This is a genomic window from Brevibacterium oceani (assembly GCF_017948325.1).
In the GTDB taxonomy this organism is placed as follows: domain Bacteria; phylum Actinomycetota; class Actinomycetes; order Actinomycetales; family Brevibacteriaceae; genus Brevibacterium; species Brevibacterium oceani.
In genome coordinates, this window is sequence record NZ_CP072846.1 from 1,952,553 (window position 1) to 1,970,983 (window position 18,431).

An 18,431-nucleotide genomic window follows, 5' to 3' on the forward strand; every position below is an offset into this window, starting at 1 on the left:
ATCTTGACAGGTTCGTGCCGGGGGCCGGCGTCAACGCCGTTAAGCGTTCGTTCGAGAACCTTCCTCATCTTTGACGGGGTAGCGTACGAAAAAAGGGGTCGCTCGGGAGTAGTTCTCCGAGCGGCCCGAGTCTGTCGGGATGGCAAGATTTGAACCTGCGTTGCGACCCTCTGGCCTGTACTCGGCGATGTCAGCTGTCGCTAGTGCGAGTGTGCTGCGCTGCAGATGCTCAGATGCCGATGACATTCGCTTGGATTCCAATCATCCGACTCATCCGATGGACAGTGTCGCGAAGAGGATCCCCCGATCTATATTGAGTGGAGCGGAGAATCGTCGAAAGAATGCATCAAGAATGGCTTGGAGAATGCATTCCTCGGTGATGCGTTCTGTCGACGCGGAGATATGTTCATGCGCAGGCCGAATGGCTGACTCGTCAGGGAATTATGAACATAGGGATTCTCGGCGGGCACATCCAATACCGGTAGCCGACCTGGAGGAGTTCATCGACGCGCTGTTCGAGTAGGAACGAGCGCCCGCGCGGCCTACCAGTCGACGCACGGCGGCTCCGGCGCTGCTGGCCTCAACAGCTCCGGCAGCTCCTCGCGCAGCTGGCCTGCCCTGGCTGGTCCGCAGGCCAGCCGGGCGAGGAGGCTGCCGAGAACCATCCGGGCCTGCGCCTCGGTGATCCCGGCGAGTGTGGACAGCACGGTCGCCAATGAGGCGAAGGCGGAGCGCAGAGTTTTCTTGCTCTGCCAGTCCGGCTCGGGGTCGAAGCTGAGGATCGCGAACGCGCGGAAGACGCGCGGGTCGTCGCAGGCGAGCGCGGTGCAAAAGGTCACCCCATTGTCTTCCGCCTGGAGTGCCTGGGTGCAACGTGCGTCGAGCCGCCGGCAGACGCCTTCGCTCGCGACGGCGAGTAGGCTCTGGCGGTTCTTCGCAACGTTGACTGCTGAGCCGAGTGGGATGCCGAGGTAGTCGTCGATGGCCCTGTGGGTTACGCTTCGCATCCCTCGCGTCGCGATGAGGGTGATGGCGGCGTCGGTGACGAGAATACGGCGGTCGCTCACTGCACTTCCTCCATTGGGTTCTGCTGCTGGTTCCGGCTTTCGCTGCGGCTGTCCTCCGGTGGAGACTGCGGGAGAGTGTCCTGTGCGCGGAGCAGGTCGATGGCCTCGCGCACGCGGGCATCGCCCGCACCCACGCGTTCGAGATCCGCGAGCGTCTGCCGCGGACTCAGCACGTGCACCTGGCCGAGAACGGTGTTCTCGACTGTGAGTTCATAGTCGGTGAAGCTGACATCGCGGACGTGGATATCCACCGCCCCATCGAGTCGCGTGGTGGTGGCGGCCAGGTACGGATCATCGACGATAATCCACGCCTCTGCCGTTGGACGCGGGCATGCCACCCAGTGCGCTGCCGCAGAGAGCCCCGCGAGGGCTACCTTTTCGCTGTCTCCGTAGGTGGCGGCTGCCCATGCGAGTGCGCGCAACTCTGGCCCTGGCATCCACTCGCCCTCGTCGAAGCCGTCGGGATTGGCCGTGTAGGTGCCGCGCGTGATGCGCGTGACGAGCCCGTGCCGCATGAGCACGGCGAGGTTCATGCTCGGATTCGACACGATCTTCCGGCGGCGGATCTCCCGGAGCCTGAGCGTGCGGAGCGGAGCCCGCTCCAGTGCGCGCAGCAGAGCTTCGTCAGCGGAAATGATCATCTCCTCCTTCAAGGCTTTCGCAATGCGACTTCGGGGCGCACAGGGGTACACCGTCGGGTCTTCCCCACGGCTGAAGCTGAGAGTTTTCAGGTCTCCGCCGCCCACAGAGAGGTCGAAGAGACGGCGGCGACGCGGACCGGCGCCTGCCGGAGTAGTACAGGCCTCTGGCGGCTGAGCAGCCGCAGGCGGAACGGCGCTTGGCTCTCGTGCCATTCAGGTGAGCGGGCCTCGGCCCCCATGCCCGAAGCCCGCTCAGGCACCTGTGCGGTGCCGATCGAGGCGGTTCGACGCCTCTCCAGCTGGCGGGCCGGGTGCTTGCCGCCAGCCCGCCAGTGGTCTATCGGTGAATCGCAGCGCGACTCATGCGTCGTTTCGACGCCTGCGTGCGGCTGCGACTGCGAGTGCTCCGGCGGCGACCAATACAGCGCCCGCGAGCCCGACGGAGGCGGCGCCGTTCGCGCCGGTGCGCGGCAGGTGCCCGTCGTTGCTCGAACCGTTGCCATCTGTGCCGCTCGCGGTGCTGGTACCAGCCGTGGACGAGCCATCCGCGGATGCTGCGGTGTCCGCTTCAGCGCCTTTGGGGTTGCCGGGACCGTCAGCGTCAGCAGCATCCGCGTCGCTGTCTGCCTCCGAGCGTGCGTCTGATCCCGAGCCTGCGTCTGCTGCGGCTTCGCTGGTCGGGTCGGAGTCCGTGTCTGCTGCCGCCTTCGGGTCGCTGTCAGCGTCGGTCGCGGCCTCACTGTCCGCCTTCGGGCCGGAGCCAGTGTCCGCCTCAGCCTTCGGGTCGGTGTCTGCCTCTGCGTCGTCCTGCGCCTCTGCGCTCGGGTCGGCGTCGGTCGAGGCGTCGTTGGTTGGGTCCGAGGCCGTGCCTGCAGTGGGGTCCGAGTCGCCGTCGAGAGTGTCATCGCCATCTGGGTCGGCGTCGTCTTCGGGCGCCGGCGTGAACGTCACCTCGGCGCACTCGGGCAGGTCGATTCCCACCGGTTCCGCGATGTTGGCCGCGCAGTTCTCGAACGAGGCGGGCTCCGCGTCGCCACCGGTCGGGGCGGACGCTGTCACGTCGACGGTAATGGTGCATGTGCGGTCACCGGCGTTGAGCGTGCCGTCGGTGACGCTGATCGTCGAGGAGCCGGGGGCTGCTGTGACGACGGCCCGGCAGGTTCCTCCCTGAGCGGGAGCATCGGCCACCGTCAGGCCTTCAGGCAGCTGGTCGTCGAACGACCATCCCCGCTTCGCGCCGAGGTCGCTGGTGTTCGACACTTCCAGGGTCAGTGTCGAGGTCTCGCCGAAGTGCACCGTGTCCGGTCCGAAGCTCTTCGTCAACTGCGGTGTGGCATCGAGGAGGCGGATGTTGTCGAACGCGCCATCATTGCCCTCGTGTTCTCCCTGGTCGTTGCGCAGAACGACACCCAAGTGATCGCTGTCGAGAAGGATTGCGGAGTCGGCAGGGAATCGCCCGTAGTAGATGTCGCCATCGGGTGAAATGGGCGACGAGATGGTTTCACTCCGTTGATCGCTGCAGGGGTCAATCGCATTCTCGGATATCGGGAGTTCGTTATTCTCGTCGGTCACCAGCGACAGCCGCAGCAGAGGGTGAGCGAAGTGGCACGAGGTTGCTGCGTAGTCAACGGAGGCGGTGATGAACCGGTTCTTCGTCTCCCTGATATCCAGTGGGGCGGTCGTGGCGAGCATGCGCTGCTTCGCAATGGGCACGAGATCGCCGGACTCGCTGCGCATCGCATTGTTGGTGTTGCTTGATACTGCCCGGTTCGTCTCCGGGGTGTCGGTGAGGAGGCCGAGGGCGTATGCCTTCTGGCGCACGAAGTTCCACTGGCCGACGGACTTGCAATGTCCATCGGGTTTGGTGGATTGGTCGAAGCTGGTGATGAACCCGTTGCAATGCTCCGCCGAGAGGTAGTAGGTGTCGGCAGTGTAGGTTGCCCCCGTGCTGCCCGCGTAGGACTCAAGAGAGTGAGTGCCTGACCCTTGCACTTCGAAGTCTTCGAAGAACAGCTCGGTGGGGTCGTGGAGACCATCAGCTTCGTGCGTGGGGGCAAGTGTTGCTGTTTCGGCTGTGGCTGGCTCGGGGGCGCCATAGATGGCTGTGCAGATGAGGCCGAGCGCACCGATGGCGGCGACCCCTCTGCCGGTGAGATGGCGGATGAGTTTCACGAGCAGGCGTTCCCTTCTCTGGATAGCGCGATTCGCGTACGTACGGCGGCAGTCGGCGCTCTCTGCCGCAGGACCGCAGAATCACTCCCAAATTATTTAGATATTTGATTATCAAATCTATTGATTACCGATGAAGTGTTGTCACTACATGTCTATTTTAAGAATAGACCATGATATATCCAAAACGGACTTGCTTGATGTGCAGATCACCTTAAAAGGTGATTTCATTTACTCGGATAATCCGCGAAAGCTCCTGCTCCGTTCGTGAGGGAGGGCCTGGCACGAAGGAGACAACCATGGCTGACTTCACGCCCTCAACTGCCCGCACGACGAGGATGCGCAGGCTCCTCCGCCCGCTCTCGGCCCGAATCCTCGGAGGCGCACTTGTCCTCGGAAGCGGCGTAATCGCGGAGCCTGCGCAGGCCTACGGGGGCTCAGGCGCGCAAGCCTCGGCGCAGAATGTGTCGCACACTTCGATTCAGGCGAAGGCGGGTCTCGGAGCCTCTGGCGGCTCGGCTACCACGGTACAGCGACGAAGAAGCGCGAAGGCGACGGGAAGACCCCGAAGGGCATCTACTGGATGCGAGACGGGTTCGGCACTGCCAAGAACCCTGGCCTGAAGAAGAGATGGACGAAGGTGACCGGTGATCACGTGTTGGTCGATGGCAAGGCGTCGAGGAAGCACGGCTAGAACACGACGCGGCATGAAGTGGCAGGGAAAGACGAAGACGCAGATCGTCATCCACTGACGCGGCGCACAGTACATATGAACTCGCCCCTGGTGCAGAGAGGTGCGCCCAAGGCGGAACCATGCATGCGATGAGCGAGAGTGCGCGTGATCTCAGTGTCTCTTCGGTGACGGCAGAAGTCATTCCTTCTGTCTGAAAGAAACGGAGTGGAAGTGAAAGCGCAAAGGGCCGCCCGGAGTTGATTCTCCGAACGACCCAAGTCGGTCGGGATGACAGGATTTGAACCTGCGACCCTCTGTTCCCAAAACAGATGCGCTACCAAGCTGCGCCACATCCCGTGACGGCTACTATCTAACCACAGCCGGGTCTGCAATCGCACCTCGGACTCGGGGTTCGCCGGCGATGTGACCTAGTTCATGAAAGACCGATTTGGTGCCGGTGCGAAGTCTCGACTATAGTCGATCTCGCGCCACGGGGATGTAGCTCAATGGTAGAGCCTCAGTCTTCCAAACTGATGGTGCGGGTTCGATTCCCGTCATCCCCTCCACGGCCGGTCTGACCTTCGGGTCAGGCCGGTTTTTTCTGCCCACACGCCCCTCCCGGTAGGATACGGCCATGCACGGACGAGGACTGGGGCGGATGCCGACTGCGCGACTCTCCCGCCGCCAGGTCCTCTCCGGGGGTGCCATCGGGCTGGGTCTGCTCGGACTCGGAGGTGGTATAGCCGCAGGCATCGCCGAGGCGGGCCACCCCGACCCGGTCCGATCGGTCACGGTCGCCTACACGAAGTCAGGGCGACGCAAGGGTCTTGGGGTTGACGAAGCGCGAGACCTACCTGCTTCCTCGCGGGTGATGCCCGATGTCGACGATTCGGGCCCCGCGCGACGTCAGCAGGACTTCCTCGACGGATGCGCCCCCTGGCTTGCCACCCTGCCCGCGCAGCGACGAGAGGCGGCGGTCTCCGCCCTGCTCGATCTCTGGGTGCTCAGCGACGAACTGCCGGCGACGTTGGCCGGAGGAGTCGGCCCCTGGCGCTACATCTGGGCCCGCGATGCCGCATTCGCCGCGGTCGCGTTCGCACGCATCGGCTTCGCCGAATACGGCTGGAAGCAGCTCCTCTATCTCCAATCACTGCAGGCGTCCGACGGTTCGTTCGCCGCTCGGGTGATACCCGAGACGGGCCTGGCCCCCGATGACCGTCAATCTCAGTTCGACGCGCTGGGACTGGTCCTGTGGGCGGTCACCGAGGTCCACTCCGCGCCATCGGCGAACGGCGAATCGTTCGCTCTGGCCGAACTGCGGAGCCTCCTGCACCGGACATCCGAACGGCTCTTCGACCACACGGGACACGGCCACAGCCTCCCGCCGGCGGGCCCGGACTACTGGGAGGTCGTCGAATCCAGGGTCACGCTCGGCCTGGCCGCGCCGACACTCGTCGGCCTCGACGCGCTGAGCGGACTCTGCGCGGCAGAACCGGAACTGTGGGACCACCTCGGCGGGGGAGTGGATGGGGTGCTCGGGACCGCGCAGGCCTTTGCCGAGACGTTCGCCCGGACCTTCGGTGCCAACGGTCTGCAGCGCTACCCGACTTCGGGCGGACCCGACTCGGCCATCGCCTACCTCTCGCTGTCGGGTGCAGGCGCGCGCGATGTATCGGCAGCTTCGGCGGCAGGACAGGGCAAGCGCGCGAAACCGCCCGTGCTCGAGGCACCGATGCTCGCGGGCGCCTGGGAGCGGCTGGAACAGCCGGCCGGTGGGATCAAGCCCGGACACGGCTGGATCATCGACCGGTCGAGCTGGACCCCGTCGACCTCGCTCATGGGGCTCGGCTTCGCCCGCCTCGGGGACGTCGAACGCGCCGAGGCGGTCCTCGATTGGCTGAGCGCGAACCGCACCGTCGTCGGTTCCTTTCCCGAGAAGGTCAGCGCCGACGGTGAGCCCGTCTCAGTGGCACCGCTGTCCTGGACAGCGGCGAATGTCATCATCACCCTCGATGAGCTCTACGGACCCTCGCGCTGCGACGACGGGTGAAATGCGCCCGGTTTCGCGTATCGGTTGGGGTTTCGCGTAATATGGGTGATTGCGTCTTGCGGACGTGCGCGAAGTATTCGTGGACTTTCGCTCCCCCTCAGGCCAGGAGATGGCCGATCAGGCTGTGAGCTGACCGTTTGTGGTCACGAACTGGGCCGGTCGGGTCGGAAGATGGCCGCAAATGCATGACTGTCGAAATTGAAAGGTCGCACTGTGAAGAGCTCCGTCGAGCAACTCGACCCCACGCGGGTCAAGATCAGCGTGGAAGTCCCATACGCCGAACTCAAACCGAGCGTCGACGAGGCATACAAGACCATCGGTGCGCAGGTCACCGTCCCCGGCTTCCGCAAGGGCAAGGTCCCGACTCGCATCATCGATCAGCGGATCGGCCGGCCGGCAGTGATCCAGGAGGCCATCAACAACGGCCTCGATGACTTCTACCGCACCGCGGTCGATGAGAACGAGCTCAAGCCGATGGGCCAGCCCGAGGTCGAGATCTCCGAGGTGCCCGGACTCGACGGCACCGAAGACGGCGACCTGGGCTTCACCGTCGAGGTCGACGTTCGCCCCGAGATCGAACTGCCCGCCTACGACTCGATCACCGTCGAGGTCGACCCCATCGAGGTCACCGACGAAGACGTGGATGCCGAGCTCGAGCAGCTGCGCACCCGCTTCGGCACCCTGACCTCGGTCGAGCGTCCCGCCGCGAAGGACGACTTCGTCACTCTCGACCTCGTCGCCACCATCGGTGACGGGGAGATCGACACCGCCTCTGACATCTCGTACCAGGTCGGCGCCGGAACCATGCTCGAGGGCATGGACGAGGCCCTCGACGGCCTCTCCGCCGGTGAGACCACGACCTTCGAGACCACCTTCGCCGGTGGCGAGCACGCCGGCGAACAGGGCACCGTGAAGATCACCCTGAGCGCTGTGAAGGAACGCGAACTGCCCGAGGCCGACGATGACTTCGCCCAGCTGGCCAGCGAGTTCGACACCATCGCCGAGCTGCGTGACGATCTGCGTGAGCAGGCCGCCAAGCAGAAGGAGACCGACCAGGGCGTGCAGGCCCGCGACAAGGTCCTCGAGCACCTCATCGAGACCCTCGAGGTCCCCGTTCCGGCCAAGATCGTCACCGACGAGGTGGAGCGTCACCTCGAGTCCGAGAACCGGGTCGATGACGACGAGCACCGCAAGGAGGTCACCGAGGAGACCGAGCGCAACCTGCGCACCCAGTTCATCCTCGATGCCGTCTCCGAGACCGAGAACGTCGAGGTCAGCCAGCCCGAACTCATCGAGTACCTGATCTCCGCTTCGCAGCAGTACGGCATGAACCCGAACGAGTTCGCCCAGATGCTCGACAGCTCCGGACAGGTCAACGCCCTGGTCGGAGAGGTCTCGCGCCGCAAGGCCCTGGCCGCCGTCCTCGCCGGTGCCACCGTCAAGGACACCGCCGGAAACGTCGTCGACATGGAGGCCTTCACCTCCGCAGGAGACGATGACGACGCCGAGGCTGTTGACGCCGAGGCCGACGACGCGGACGAAGAGACCCCGGAGGCCGCGGAAGAGAACTGAGGAAGAGCCGCCTCGGCGGTGGATTCCTGATCAGACGGCGGGTGCGGATTCGGTTCCGCACCCGCCGTCTTCGCATCTCCGCTGCTGCCTTTCACGCTGAGGGCGAACACAGGCACCGCCTCGGACTAAAACCCGATGGTCAGCGGTTAGAGTCCATATCAAGCCATCCACAGAACACAGGAGTGAAACGTGAGCGCACACGACATGACAGCGCCCGTCGGCCTCGACGCCGGTGGGGGAATGGGACTGGACGACCATATCTTCAACCGTCTCCTCAAGGAACGCATCATCTGGCTCGGTTCAGAGGTGCGTGACGACAACGCCAACGCGATCTGTGCGCAGATGATGCTGCTGGCCGCTGAGGATCCGGAAGCGGACATCTCGCTCTACATCAACTCCCCGGGCGGATCGGTCACCGCGGGTATGGCCATCTACGACACCATGCAGTACATCAAGCCCGACGTCTCGACCGTGGCGATGGGCATGGCCGCCTCGATGGGGCAGTTCCTGCTGTCCTCGGGCACCCCGGGAAAGCGCTATGCCACCCCGCACGCCCGCATCCTCATGCACCAGCCGCTGGGCGGCATCGGCGGCACGGCCACGGACATCAAGATCCAGGCCGAGCTGATCCTGCACATGAAGAAGCAGATGGCGGAACTGACTGCTGAGCAAACCGGCAAGTCTCTCGAGCAGATCCTCAAGGACAACGATCGCGACCACTGGTTCACCGCCGAAGAGGCCCTGGAATACGGCTTCATCGACAAGATGGTCACCCGCGCGTCCGATGTCGAGAACAACTGAGCAGGAGTGAGGGAAGAATGAATTCAATGAACTTTATGCCGGGTTCGACGGCGTCGAACATGCCGCAGTCGCGTTATGTCATGCCCCAGTTCGAGGAGCGCACCCCCTACGGATTCAAGCGCCAGGATCCGTACACCAAGCTCTTCGATGACCGCGTGGTCTTCCTCGGCGCGCAGGTCGATGACACCTCCGCCGACGATGTCATGGCCCAGCTGCTGGTGCTCGAATCCCAGGATCCGGACCGCGACATCACCCTTTACATCAATTCGCCCGGCGGCTCGTTCACGGCAATGACGGCGATCTACGACACGATGCAGTACATCAAACCGGAGATCCAGACCGTGTGCCTGGGCCAGGCCGCGTCGGCCGCGGCCGTGCTGCTCGCCGCCGGAACACCCGGCAAGCGACTGGCGCTGCCGAACGCGCGAGTGCTCATCCACCAGCCGGCGATGCAGGGACAGGGGCAGGGCCAGGCGTCCGACCTCGAGATCCAGGCCGCCGAGGTGCTGCGGATGCGTGAGTGGCTCGAGGGAACTCTGGCCAAGCACTCGAACAAGGAAGCGACGCAGGTGTCGAACGACATCGAACGCGACCTCTTCCTCACGGCCGAACAGGCCAAGGACTACGGTCTCGTCGACCAGGTGCTGTCCTCGCGCAAGAACGCGGACTGATCACCGTCGCCTGGCCGTGAAGGCCAGCGGAAACGGGTCCGCACGACACCACTCGTGCGGACCCGTTCGCGCGTCCGGTCGGTCGCGGTGACGACTCGGCCGTGCGACACACCGAATGACGCCGCTGGGGACTCGTGTCAGCGTCGTATGGGAAGCTATTGAGGTACAGGAAACACGAGCGGTAGAGTTGGGGCCAAGTGCCCTGGCGAAAGGTTGTGACAGTGGCTCGCAGTGCGGACGGAGCAGATCTGCTCAAATGCAACTTCTGTGGGAAGTCCCAGAAGCAGGTTCGGAAACTTATCGCCGGACCTGGTGTTTACATCTGCGATGAATGCATCGGACTCTGCAACGAGATCATCGAAGAGGAACTCAGCGATTCCAGCACCGATCAGGCCGAGCTTGAGCTGCCGAAGCCGCGGGAGATCTTCGACTTCCTGCAGGAGTACGTCGTCGGCCAGGAGCCCGCGAAGAAGGCGCTGTCCGTCGCCGTGTACAACCACTACAAGCGCATCCGCTCTCTGCAGTCTGGCGAGGACACGAAGACCCTCGGCGGCAGCGACGCCGAGGTCGAGATCGCGAAGTCGAACATCCTGCTCGTCGGCCCCACCGGCTCGGGGAAGACCTACCTGGCCCAATCATTGGCCAAGCGCCTCAACGTGCCGTTCGCCGTCGCCGATGCCACCGCTCTGACGGAGGCCGGCTACGTCGGCGAAGACGTCGAGAACATCCTCCTCAAGCTCATCCAGGCCGCAGACTTCGATATCCAGCGCGCCGAGCACGGCATCATCTACATCGACGAGATCGACAAGATCGCCCGCAAGTCCGAGAACCCGTCGATCACCCGCGACGTCTCCGGCGAGGGCGTGCAGCAGGCGCTGCTGAAGATCCTCGAGGGCACTCAGGCCTCCGTGCCGCCGCAGGGAGGACGCAAGCATCCGCACCAGGACTTCCTGCAGATCGACACGACGAACGTCCTCTTCATCGTCGCCGGCGCGTTCGCCGGGATGGAGGAGATCGTCGCCGGCCGCAAGGGCAAGCACGGCATCGGCTTCGGTGCCCTGCTCCAGTCGAAGAACGACGAAGAGGACCTCTACGCCGATATCCTTCCCGAGGATCTGCTCAAGTTCGGTCTCATTCCCGAGTTCATCGGACGCCTCCCGGTGCTGGCCACCGTGTCGAACCTCGACCGTGCGGCCCTCATGTCCATCCTCACCGAACCGAAGAACGCCTTGGTCAAGCAGTACCAGCGCATGTTCGAGTTCGACAACGTCTCACTGACCTTCGAGACCGAGGCTCTCGAAGCCATCGCCGATCTCGCGCTGCTCCGCGGCACCGGTGCTCGTGGCCTGCGGTCGATCATGGAAGAGGTCCTGCAGCCGGTCATGTTCGACGTCCCGTCGCGCGAGGACATCGCCGAGGTCGTCGTGACCAAGGATGTTGTCGAGTCCAACGTCGCACCGACCCTGGTGCCGAAGACGCGGAGCAGGACGAACAAGAAGTCCGCCTGAGCCTCTTAGTCCATGAGGCTCTTCGCTGATACACGACCACTGAGATACGCCGCATTCCGGCGTCTGTGGCTGGCCAATATCGTCACCGTCATTGGTGCCCAGATGACGGTCGTCGCGATTCCCGCGCAGATCTACCACATCACCGGTTCCTCCGGATACGTCGGACTCGCCGGTGCGTTCGGACTCGTCCCGCTCGTCGTGTTCGGCCTGTGGGGCGGATCCTTGGCTGATGTCATCGACCGTCGTCGGCTGCTGGTGATCTCGACCATCGGTCTCATCGTCACCAGTGCGCTCCTCGCCGTGCTTGCGGTGGCGAACGTCGACAACGTCTGGCTGCTGCTGTCGGTGTTCTCAATGCAGCAGGCCTTCTTCGGCCTCAACCAGCCGGCGAAGGGGGCGTTGATTCCGACGATCATCCCGCTTGATCTGCTGCCGGCGGCGAACTCGCTGAATATGACGGTGATGACCCTCGGCGCCGTCGTCGGCCCGGTCATCGGCGGGGCGCTCATCCCGCTCTTCGGATACCAGCTGCTCTACGTCCTCGACGCGGTCTTCCTCTTCGCGACGCTCTACGCAGTCATTCGGCTGCCGTCACTCTTGCCGAAGAAGCAGCCGGATACACGATCAGGGTTCAAAGGCATCGTCGACGGGTTCCGGTATCTGGGGACGAACACGGTCGTCATGGTCTCCCTCCTCGTCGACATCATCGCCATGGTCTTCGGCATGCCGAGGGCGCTGTTTCCCCAGATCGCCGCGGAGTCCTTCGGCGGACCGCCCGAAGGCGGCATCGTCTTCTCCCTGCTCTTCGCCGCCCTGGCCGGCGGCAGCGCCCTGGCCGGAATCTTCTCCGGCTGGGTCTCGAAGGTCGAACGTCAGGGGCTGGCAGTGATCGTCGCGATCATCGTCTGGGGCTCGGCGATGACAGTCTTCGGTCTGTCCCTCGAACTCGCCTCCGGCTTCTGGCTGGCCGCACTCATCGTTGCGCTCTGCGGGCTGGCGGTCGGCGGGGGAGCGGACATCATCTCCTCGGCCTTCCGATCGACGATGCTCCAGGAGGCGGCCACCGATGACATGCGCGGCCGTATGCAGGGTGTCTTCATCGTCGTCGTCGCCGGCGGGCCGAGGATCGCCGACGTGTTGCACGGTTCGGTCGCTGCCGCCTCGGATACCACGATCGCCTCGGCGGGCGGCGGACTCGCCGTCATCGTGCTCGTCCTCACGTGTGCAATGATCTTCCCCGCGTTCGTGAGGTACCGAGTCGAGCGTGGCGGTCGCGAACAGACCGTGGTCACCGACTGAGACCTGCTCGCAGACTGCGAGACCACGCCGGAGCGCCGAGACCACGGCGTGTGCACAGTGGCCTCGGCGCTCCGGCGTAGTCTCGGAGAGTCCGGGATCAGCCCTGGGCAGCCGAGTAGACCGCGTTCTCGGCGGGCTGAACCACGACGAAGCCTGGACCGTGGAAGGCCAGCTGGACCGACTCGCCGGAGCCGCGGCCGAAGAACGTGCCGACACTGACATCGGTCTTGATCTGCGGGGCCAGTGCAGACGACCAGCAGACGGCGGCCTGCGGGTCGACGAACGTCGGCTGCTGAGAGCAGTCGAGCACCATCGGCTCGCCCTTGCAGCAGATGGCGGCGGTGCCCTGCCCTGCGAGTTCGAGATTGAACAGACCCGAGCCGCTGACCATGGCGCCGACTCCGCCCTTGATCCGCTTGATCTCCCAGCTCAGTGCGTCGTCGAAGGCGAGCAGGTTCGACGTGTTGACCGTCAGCGCATCCTGGGGTCCTTCGAGGGCCATCATGAAGATGTTCGAGGCCTCACGGGCGAAGAAGATCTCACCGTGACCCTCAACGCGCATGACGTTGCCGCCCTCACCGGTCGCGGCCTTCTTCATGAACTGCCCGACCGACTTCGACCCCTGGTGGGTGAAGCGGACATCGCCCTGATAGGCGACCATGGCGCCCTTGGTGGCGATCATCGGAGCGTTCGGGGTGATCACCGTGCGCAGCATCTTCTTCGACTGGAGGGTCCAGCGATCCTGGTTCTGGATCTCGGCATTGCGCTGGGAAAAGAGTTCGCTTCTCATGATCCACAGGCCTTTCGGTCAGGACGGAATTCCGTACTTCTTCGGTTGTCGGATCCATCCTACGTGGACGCCCGAGCGGAGAGAGCGGATTTCGTGTGCCGATCCCGGAACACGCCCGGGGCGGTGCGGTTTCCCGTGGCTGATGCCATGCCTCACCTGACCGATGGCATGTCTCCCGATGCCGATGGCATTCGGAGTCCCGTGGACGATGACATGCAGAGACCCTGCGGCGGTCCGCTTCCCATCCAGGTGAGAGGGGCGCCGCAGGGTCTCTGGGCTCGGCCAGCGATCGGGTCCATGATCAGGCCGGCGGTCGGTCGGTGCTCGGGCTGGTGATCAGTCCGGCAATCAGGCCTGTTCGACGAACCTGACGTCGCCGATCGTGATCGTGTCTCCGGACTCCTCTGTGGCGAGGTTCTCGATGCGGCCCGCGGCCCGAAGATCGCCTTCTGCCGACCGGATCGCCGACACGACCGCGGCCGGCGCCTGGATCGTGATCGCTGCGACACCGGTCTTCTGGGAGACCTTGGCCTCAGTCTTCGTTCGTCGGATCTCGGTGAGAGCGGCCGCGACAGAAGCGAGCAGCTCCGGATCCACAGAGGCCCCCGGAACGCTGAGCGACTCATCGGCCGGCCAGGTCGCACGATGGACCGAACCGGTGCGCCACCATGACCAGACCTCCTCGGTGACGAAGGGCATGAACGGTGCGAACAGGCGCAGCAGCACGTCGAGCGCTGTCGCAAGAGTGACATGCGCCGAGACTTGGTCATCGCTGCCGGAGGCGCCGTACGAACGGTCCTTGACGAGTTCGACGTAGTCGTCGGTGAACTCCCAGAAGAAGCTCTCGGCCACACGCAGGGCATGAGCATAGTCGTACGCAGCCATGTGGGTTCCGGCCTGATCGACGACCTCGGCGAGCTTCGCCAACAGCGCTCGGTCGAGGTCGTGAGTCACAGCCCCGAGCTGTCCGATGAGTCCTGCGTGGACTCCCTGTGCAAGGGCGAACTTCGACGCATTGAGCAGCTTCATCGCCAGGCGTCGACCGATCTGCATCTGAGTGACGTCATAGGCGGTGTCTGCGCCCAATTTGGCACTGGCAGCCCAGTAGCGCACGGCATCCGGGCCGTAACCGGGCTTGGCTTCGGCGAGGATGTCAGAGGGGACGACGACGTTGCCCTTCGACTTCGACATCTTCTTCCGGTCGGGGTCGAGGATCCATCCGGACAGCGCCGCATGCTTCCACGGGGCCGCGTCATTGAGCGAATTCGCCCGGACCACGGTCGAGAACAGCCAGGTGCGGATGATGTCGTGTCCCTGCGGACGCAGATCGAAGGGGAAGACCTTGTCGAAGAACTCCTCGTCGCGCGACCAGCCCCCGAGCAGCTGCGGCGTCAGCGACGACGTCGCCCACGTGTCGAGGACGTCCGGGTCGGCGGTGAACCCCCCGGGCACGTCACGCTGATCCTCTGTGAAACCGCCAGGCGCCTCGGCGATCGGATCGACCGGCAGGTTTTCGGGCACGATCGGGTTCTCGTAGTCCGGGGCTCCATCGGAGTCGAGGCGGTACCACAGGGGGATCGGCACGCCGAAGTAGCGCTGCCGGGAGACGAGCCAGTCGCCGTTGAGATTCTCCACCCAGTTCTCGTAGCGCGAGCGCATGAACGACGGGTGCCATTCGATCTCGCGGCCCCGAGCGATGAGTGCATCCCGCAGCTCCGCCGAACGGCCGCCGTTGCGGATGTACCACTGACGGCTGGTGACGACCTCGAGCGGCTTGTCGCCCTTCTCATAGAACGGCACCGGATGGGTGATCGGCTCGATCTCACCGATGAGGTCACCGGAGTCGGCGAGCATCTGCGCGATGTCCTTACGCGCAGTGAACGTCGTCTTGCCGGCCAGGGCCTCGTAGTTGGCCTTCGCCTCGGGCTTCGGGGAAGCGGCGATCCACTCGGGCACCTCGAGCCCCAGACGACCGCCGCGGTTGATCACCGCGCGGGTCGGCAGGTCGAGTTCACGCCACCAGGTGACGTCGGTGAGGTCGCCGAAGGTGCAGACCATGGCGATGCCGGTGCCCTTATCGGACTTCGCGAGTTCATGAGCGCGAACCTCGACGCTGACGCCGAACAGGGGGGAGACGACGTTCGTTCCGAACAGCGGTGCGTAGCGTTCGTCATCGGGGTGGGCGACGAGGGCCACCACGGCGGGAATGAGCTCGGGTCGCGAGGTGAGGATGATGATGGGCTCCGCCGAGGTGTCGGCCAGTCCGTCGGCTCCCTCGGGGAAGAACTTCACCTTGTGATAAGCGCCTTCCTTCTCCCGATCCTCGAGTTCGGCCTGTGCCACAGCGGTGCCGAAGGTGACATCCCACATCGTCGGCGCATCCTGAGAATAAGCGTGGCCGCCGGCGAGATCGGTGAGGAACGCCCGCTGGCTCACGGCTCGCGAATCGTCGTCGATCGTGCGGTAGGTGTACTTCCAATCCACGGACAGGCCGGTGGAGCGGAAGAGATCTTCGAAGACCTGCTCGTCCTCTGCCGAGAGCCGTTCACAGAGTTCGATGAAGTTCCGGCGGGAGATCTTCACGAAGTCCCGGGAGTTCTTCGGAGCCTTCTCCGGGGGCTGGAAGTCCGGATCGTAGGCCTGGCCGGGATCGCACGTCACGCCGTAGTAGTTCTGCACCCGGCGTTCGGTGGGCAGGCCGTTGTCGTCCCAGCCCAGGGGGTAGAACACGTTCTTGCCCTGCATCCGCTGGTAACGGGCGATGATGTCGGTCTGCGTATAGGAGAATACGTGTCCGACGTGCAGCGAACCCGAAGCTGTCGGCGGGGGAGTGTCGATGGAGTAGACCTGCGCGCGATCGGTCTCGGCGTCGAATGCGTAGACGCCCGACTCGCTCCACTGAGCGTCCCATTTGTCCCGCAGGCCCTCGAGGGCCGGCTTGTCAGGCAGATTCACTGACTCGTGCGTCGAGTCCGAAAAGGCAGGAGTGTTCATAACTGCTGATTTTCTCACCCGGTGCGGATTCGGCCAAACCGGTCCGCTGCCCTCGGTCGGGTGGGCGGTCTCACATCCTGAAGAGGACGTGAGACGCAAGCGATGCGGACAATGAGATTATTGGCATATGGCGCCCCTGGACCGAATTCCGACAGAGAATCCACCGGCCACCTCGACGGCATGGATGAACCCTGCCCGAGTGATCGCGATCGTCGCCGTCGTCGCCATCCATTCCCTCGGCACCGTCGTTGAGACGAACTTCGCCGATATGGGACCGGACTGGTGGCTGGCGAACGCCATCGACTCGGCCTGCCGATGGTCGGTGCCTGTGTTCATCATGGTCTCCGGTGCCCTGGCCCTCGACCCCGAGCGCGGCAGCAAGCCGCGGAGATTTCTGTCCAAACGCGTCTGGCGCATCGGCATCCCCCTCGTCTTCTGGACCCTCGTCTACGTGCTCTTCCGCCGCTTCTACCTCGAGCCGGACAGCGACTGGAATCCCGGGATTGCGATCCTCACCGGTTCGCCGTTCGTCCAGCTCTACTTCCTCTACGTGCTCGCCGGCCTGACCCTGCTCACTCCGTTCTTCCGGCTGCTGAGCGTGCACGGTTCCCGTCGACTGCAGTGGGGCACGGGGCTGATCTTCCTCGGCATCGGAATGCTCGACCAGTGGGTGTCGATGATCTACGACGTCGGTGAGGCCAATATCGCCACACGGTTCCTGCCCATGGCCGGCTTCTACATCCTCGGTTGGGTGCTGCGCGACATCGTTCTGTCGGTGCGCGGGGCGATGCTCGCCTGGGTCGCGCTGCTCGCCGCGATCGCAGGCACCGCCGTGTGGGCGGGACTCGGCCCTGGTGACAAGCCATGGATGTTCCCCTACGAATACCTCGCCCCCGGCGTCGTCGTCTCGTCGCTGGCGGCCTATCTGCTGCTGCACTTCCACCTGCGCCGCGGCTTCGGCCTGCTGCACCGGTTCTATCCGTACTCCTTCGGAGTATTCCTCCTCCACCCGCTCGTGCTCTATCCGGTGCGCAACGAGATGGGCCTGCCCGACACCGTTCCCGGGGTCCTCCTGCACGCCGTGATCATGCCGATCGCCTACACGATCGTCTGCACGGCCGTCACCTGGGTGGCCGTGAAGATCCCCGGCGTACGGACGGTCTTCGGCGAAGGCGGACCGCGCAACCCTCGCCGGAGGCTCGACAAACCTCCGACGCCCCCACCCGTCTCGTCTCCCGCAGCCGGGGAGGTGCACCGCCGGACCCAGGATCCGGATCCCCAAGGGGCCTGAGAATCCGTAGACTGGTGTGCGGATGAGGCACCCGCGACCGCGGGGCCGAGAACCAGGAGGATGAGGATGGAGACATTGCGGGCAGTCGTCACGGGCGCCAGCTCAGGCATCGGTGCGGCCACGGTTCGTCAGCTGCGTGAACAGGGATGGGACGTCGTGGCCGTGGCCCGACGTGAGGACAGGCTCAAGGCCCTCGCCGAGGAGACCGGAGCCGACTACATCGTCGCCGACCTCACCGATGACGCCGCTGTGACGGCCATGGCCGAGGAGGTCCTCGCCGGGGGAGCAGTGCACTCGCTCGTGGCCAATGCCGGTGCCGCATTCGGCACCGACACTGTGGCCGACGCCTCCGTGGACGGCTGGCGGGACATGTTCGAGATCAATGTGCTCGGCGTCCTGCGCACGGTCAAGGCCCTTCTGCCCGCCCTCATCGAATCCGGTCGCGGGGACATCGTCGTGATGTCCTCGACCGCCGGACATCAGGCCTACGAAGGAGGCGGCGGCTACGTTGCGGCCAAGCACGGCTCGCACTCGATGGCCGCGACACTCCGCCTCGAACTCGCCGGAGAACCCGTGCGTGTCATCGAGATCGCCCCCGGAATGGTCGCCACCGACGAATTCAGCGTCAAGCGCCTCGGCGGTGACGCTTCGAAGGCGGCGAAGGTCTACGAGGGCGTCGAGAAGCCGCTGACCGCCGAGGACGTCGCCGATGCGGTCGTCTACACCCTGACTCGGCCGCACCACTTCAACGTCGACCTCATGGTCATCCGACCCATCGCGCAGGCAGCTCAGCACAAGGTGGCGCGCAACAAGGGACTGTGAGCCCGTCCCGCCGCGGAGTGGTCTCGGGCGGAGTCGACGGTATACGATTGGAGTGCATCGATCCGGCCATCACCGGGGAGCAT

General features: G+C 64.6%; 13 protein-coding genes and 2 tRNA genes. 9 read left to right on the top strand and 6 right to left on the bottom strand.

All coding sequences use genetic code 11. The features are described from left to right. Positions 1-542: 542 nt before the first annotated feature. From J9314_RS08600 to J9314_RS08615, 4 genes are all read right to left on the bottom strand, one after another. Positions 543-1,067 (bottom strand): TetR/AcrR family transcriptional regulator, encoded by a 525-nt coding sequence (locus J9314_RS08600; RefSeq protein WP_210605329.1) that lies wholly within the window; start codon positions 1,065-1,067, stop codon positions 543-545. Next, positions 1,064-1,708, bottom strand: coding sequence for a hypothetical protein (locus J9314_RS08605; RefSeq protein WP_210605330.1), 645 nt, complete (start codon positions 1,706-1,708; stop codon positions 1,064-1,066). Before J9314_RS08605 ends, J9314_RS08600 begins: the two co-directional genes overlap by 4 nt. A 360-nt stretch (positions 1,709-2,068) precedes the next feature. Further along, positions 2,069-3,880, bottom strand: a complete 1,812-nt coding sequence (locus J9314_RS08610; RefSeq protein ID WP_210605331.1) for a DUF7933 domain-containing protein — start codon at positions 3,878-3,880, stop codon at positions 2,069-2,071. 953 nt (positions 3,881-4,833) lie between these two features. Then, positions 4,834-4,907, bottom strand: a tRNA-Pro gene (locus tag J9314_RS08615). Positions 4,908-5,042: 135 nt separating this feature from the next. Here J9314_RS08615 and J9314_RS08620 point away from each other — a divergent pair. The 7 genes from J9314_RS08620 to J9314_RS08650 all read left to right on the top strand — a co-directional run bounded on the left by J9314_RS08620 (position 5,043) and on the right by J9314_RS08650 (position 12,451). Further along, positions 5,043-5,116 (top strand) — tRNA-Gly (locus J9314_RS08620). Positions 5,117-5,184: 68 nt separating this feature from the next. Beyond that, on the top strand, positions 5,185-6,600 hold the full coding sequence (locus tag J9314_RS08625) for a hypothetical protein (protein ID WP_246490695.1): 1,416 nt from the start codon (positions 5,185-5,187) through the stop codon (positions 6,598-6,600). Positions 6,601-6,813: 213 nt separating this feature from the next. Next, positions 6,814-8,172: a trigger factor gene (tig, locus tag J9314_RS08630; RefSeq protein ID WP_210605332.1), complete on the top strand. Its 1,359-nt coding sequence runs from the start codon at positions 6,814-6,816 to the stop codon at positions 8,170-8,172. Between the two features lie 204 nt (positions 8,173-8,376). Next, a complete protein-coding gene (locus J9314_RS08635; protein ID WP_166975828.1) occupies positions 8,377-8,973 on the top strand; it encodes an ATP-dependent Clp protease proteolytic subunit in 597 nt (198 codons plus the stop codon). 26 nt (positions 8,974-8,999) lie between these two features. Beyond that, on the top strand, positions 9,000-9,644 hold the full coding sequence (locus tag J9314_RS08640; protein WP_166971456.1) for an ATP-dependent Clp protease proteolytic subunit: 645 nt from the start codon (positions 9,000-9,002) through the stop codon (positions 9,642-9,644). 221 nt (positions 9,645-9,865) lie between these two features. Beyond that, positions 9,866-11,152 carry an ATP-dependent Clp protease ATP-binding subunit ClpX gene (gene clpX / locus J9314_RS08645; RefSeq protein ID WP_210605333.1) on the top strand — a complete coding sequence of 429 codons (1,287 nt, stop codon included), beginning with the start codon at positions 9,866-9,868 and terminating at the stop codon, positions 11,150-11,152. Positions 11,153-11,164: 12 nt separating this feature from the next. Next, positions 11,165-12,451, top strand: a complete 1,287-nt coding sequence (locus tag J9314_RS08650; protein ID WP_210605334.1) for an MFS transporter — start codon at positions 11,165-11,167, stop codon at positions 12,449-12,451. A gap of 97 nt (positions 12,452-12,548) precedes the next feature. Here J9314_RS08650 and J9314_RS08655 read toward each other — a convergent pair whose 3' ends face one another. Next, positions 12,549-13,241, bottom strand: a complete 693-nt coding sequence (locus J9314_RS08655) for an AIM24 family protein (protein WP_181275292.1) — start codon at positions 13,239-13,241, stop codon at positions 12,549-12,551. A 348-nt stretch (positions 13,242-13,589) separates the two neighbouring features. After that, positions 13,590-16,235 carry a valine--tRNA ligase gene (gene valS / locus J9314_RS08660; RefSeq protein WP_210605335.1) on the bottom strand — a complete coding sequence of 882 codons (2,646 nt, stop codon included), beginning with the start codon at positions 16,233-16,235 and terminating at the stop codon, positions 13,590-13,592. A 127-nt stretch (positions 16,236-16,362) separates the two neighbouring features. Here valS and J9314_RS08665 point away from each other — a divergent pair, with 127 nt between their 5' ends. Beyond that, on the top strand, positions 16,363-17,526 hold the full coding sequence (locus tag J9314_RS08665; protein ID WP_210605336.1) for an acyltransferase: 1,164 nt from the start codon (positions 16,363-16,365) through the stop codon (positions 17,524-17,526). A 66-nt stretch (positions 17,527-17,592) separates the two neighbouring features. Continuing rightward, positions 17,593-18,348 (top strand): SDR family oxidoreductase, encoded by a 756-nt coding sequence (locus tag J9314_RS08670; RefSeq protein WP_181275289.1) that lies wholly within the window; start codon positions 17,593-17,595, stop codon positions 18,346-18,348. Positions 18,349-18,431 lie beyond the last annotated feature (83 nt).

Excerpts from the sequence above, each read along its gene's own strand:
- J9314_RS08605 (WP_210605330.1), bottom strand. The coding sequence starts at position 1,708 with ATGATCATTTCCGCTGACGAAGCTCTGCTGCGCGCACTGGAGCGGGCT.
- J9314_RS08625 (WP_246490695.1), top strand. The coding sequence starts at position 5,185 with ATGCACGGACGAGGACTGGGGCGGATGCCGACTGCGCGACTCTCCCGC.
- J9314_RS08635 (WP_166975828.1), top strand. The coding sequence starts at position 8,377 with ATGACAGCGCCCGTCGGCCTCGACGCCGGTGGGGGAATGGGACTGGAC.
- J9314_RS08640 (WP_166971456.1), top strand. The coding sequence starts at position 9,000 with ATGAACTTTATGCCGGGTTCGACGGCGTCGAACATGCCGCAGTCGCGT.
- J9314_RS08650 (WP_210605334.1), top strand. The coding sequence starts at position 11,165 with ATGAGGCTCTTCGCTGATACACGACCACTGAGATACGCCGCATTCCGG.
- J9314_RS08655 (WP_181275292.1), bottom strand. The coding sequence starts at position 13,241 with ATGAGAAGCGAACTCTTTTCCCAGCGCAATGCCGAGATCCAGAACCAG.
- valS (WP_210605335.1), bottom strand. The coding sequence starts at position 16,235 with ATGAACACTCCTGCCTTTTCGGACTCGACGCACGAGTCAGTGAATCTG.
- J9314_RS08665 (WP_210605336.1), top strand. The coding sequence starts at position 16,363 with ATGGCGCCCCTGGACCGAATTCCGACAGAGAATCCACCGGCCACCTCG.
- J9314_RS08670 (WP_181275289.1), top strand. The coding sequence starts at position 17,593 with ATGGAGACATTGCGGGCAGTCGTCACGGGCGCCAGCTCAGGCATCGGT.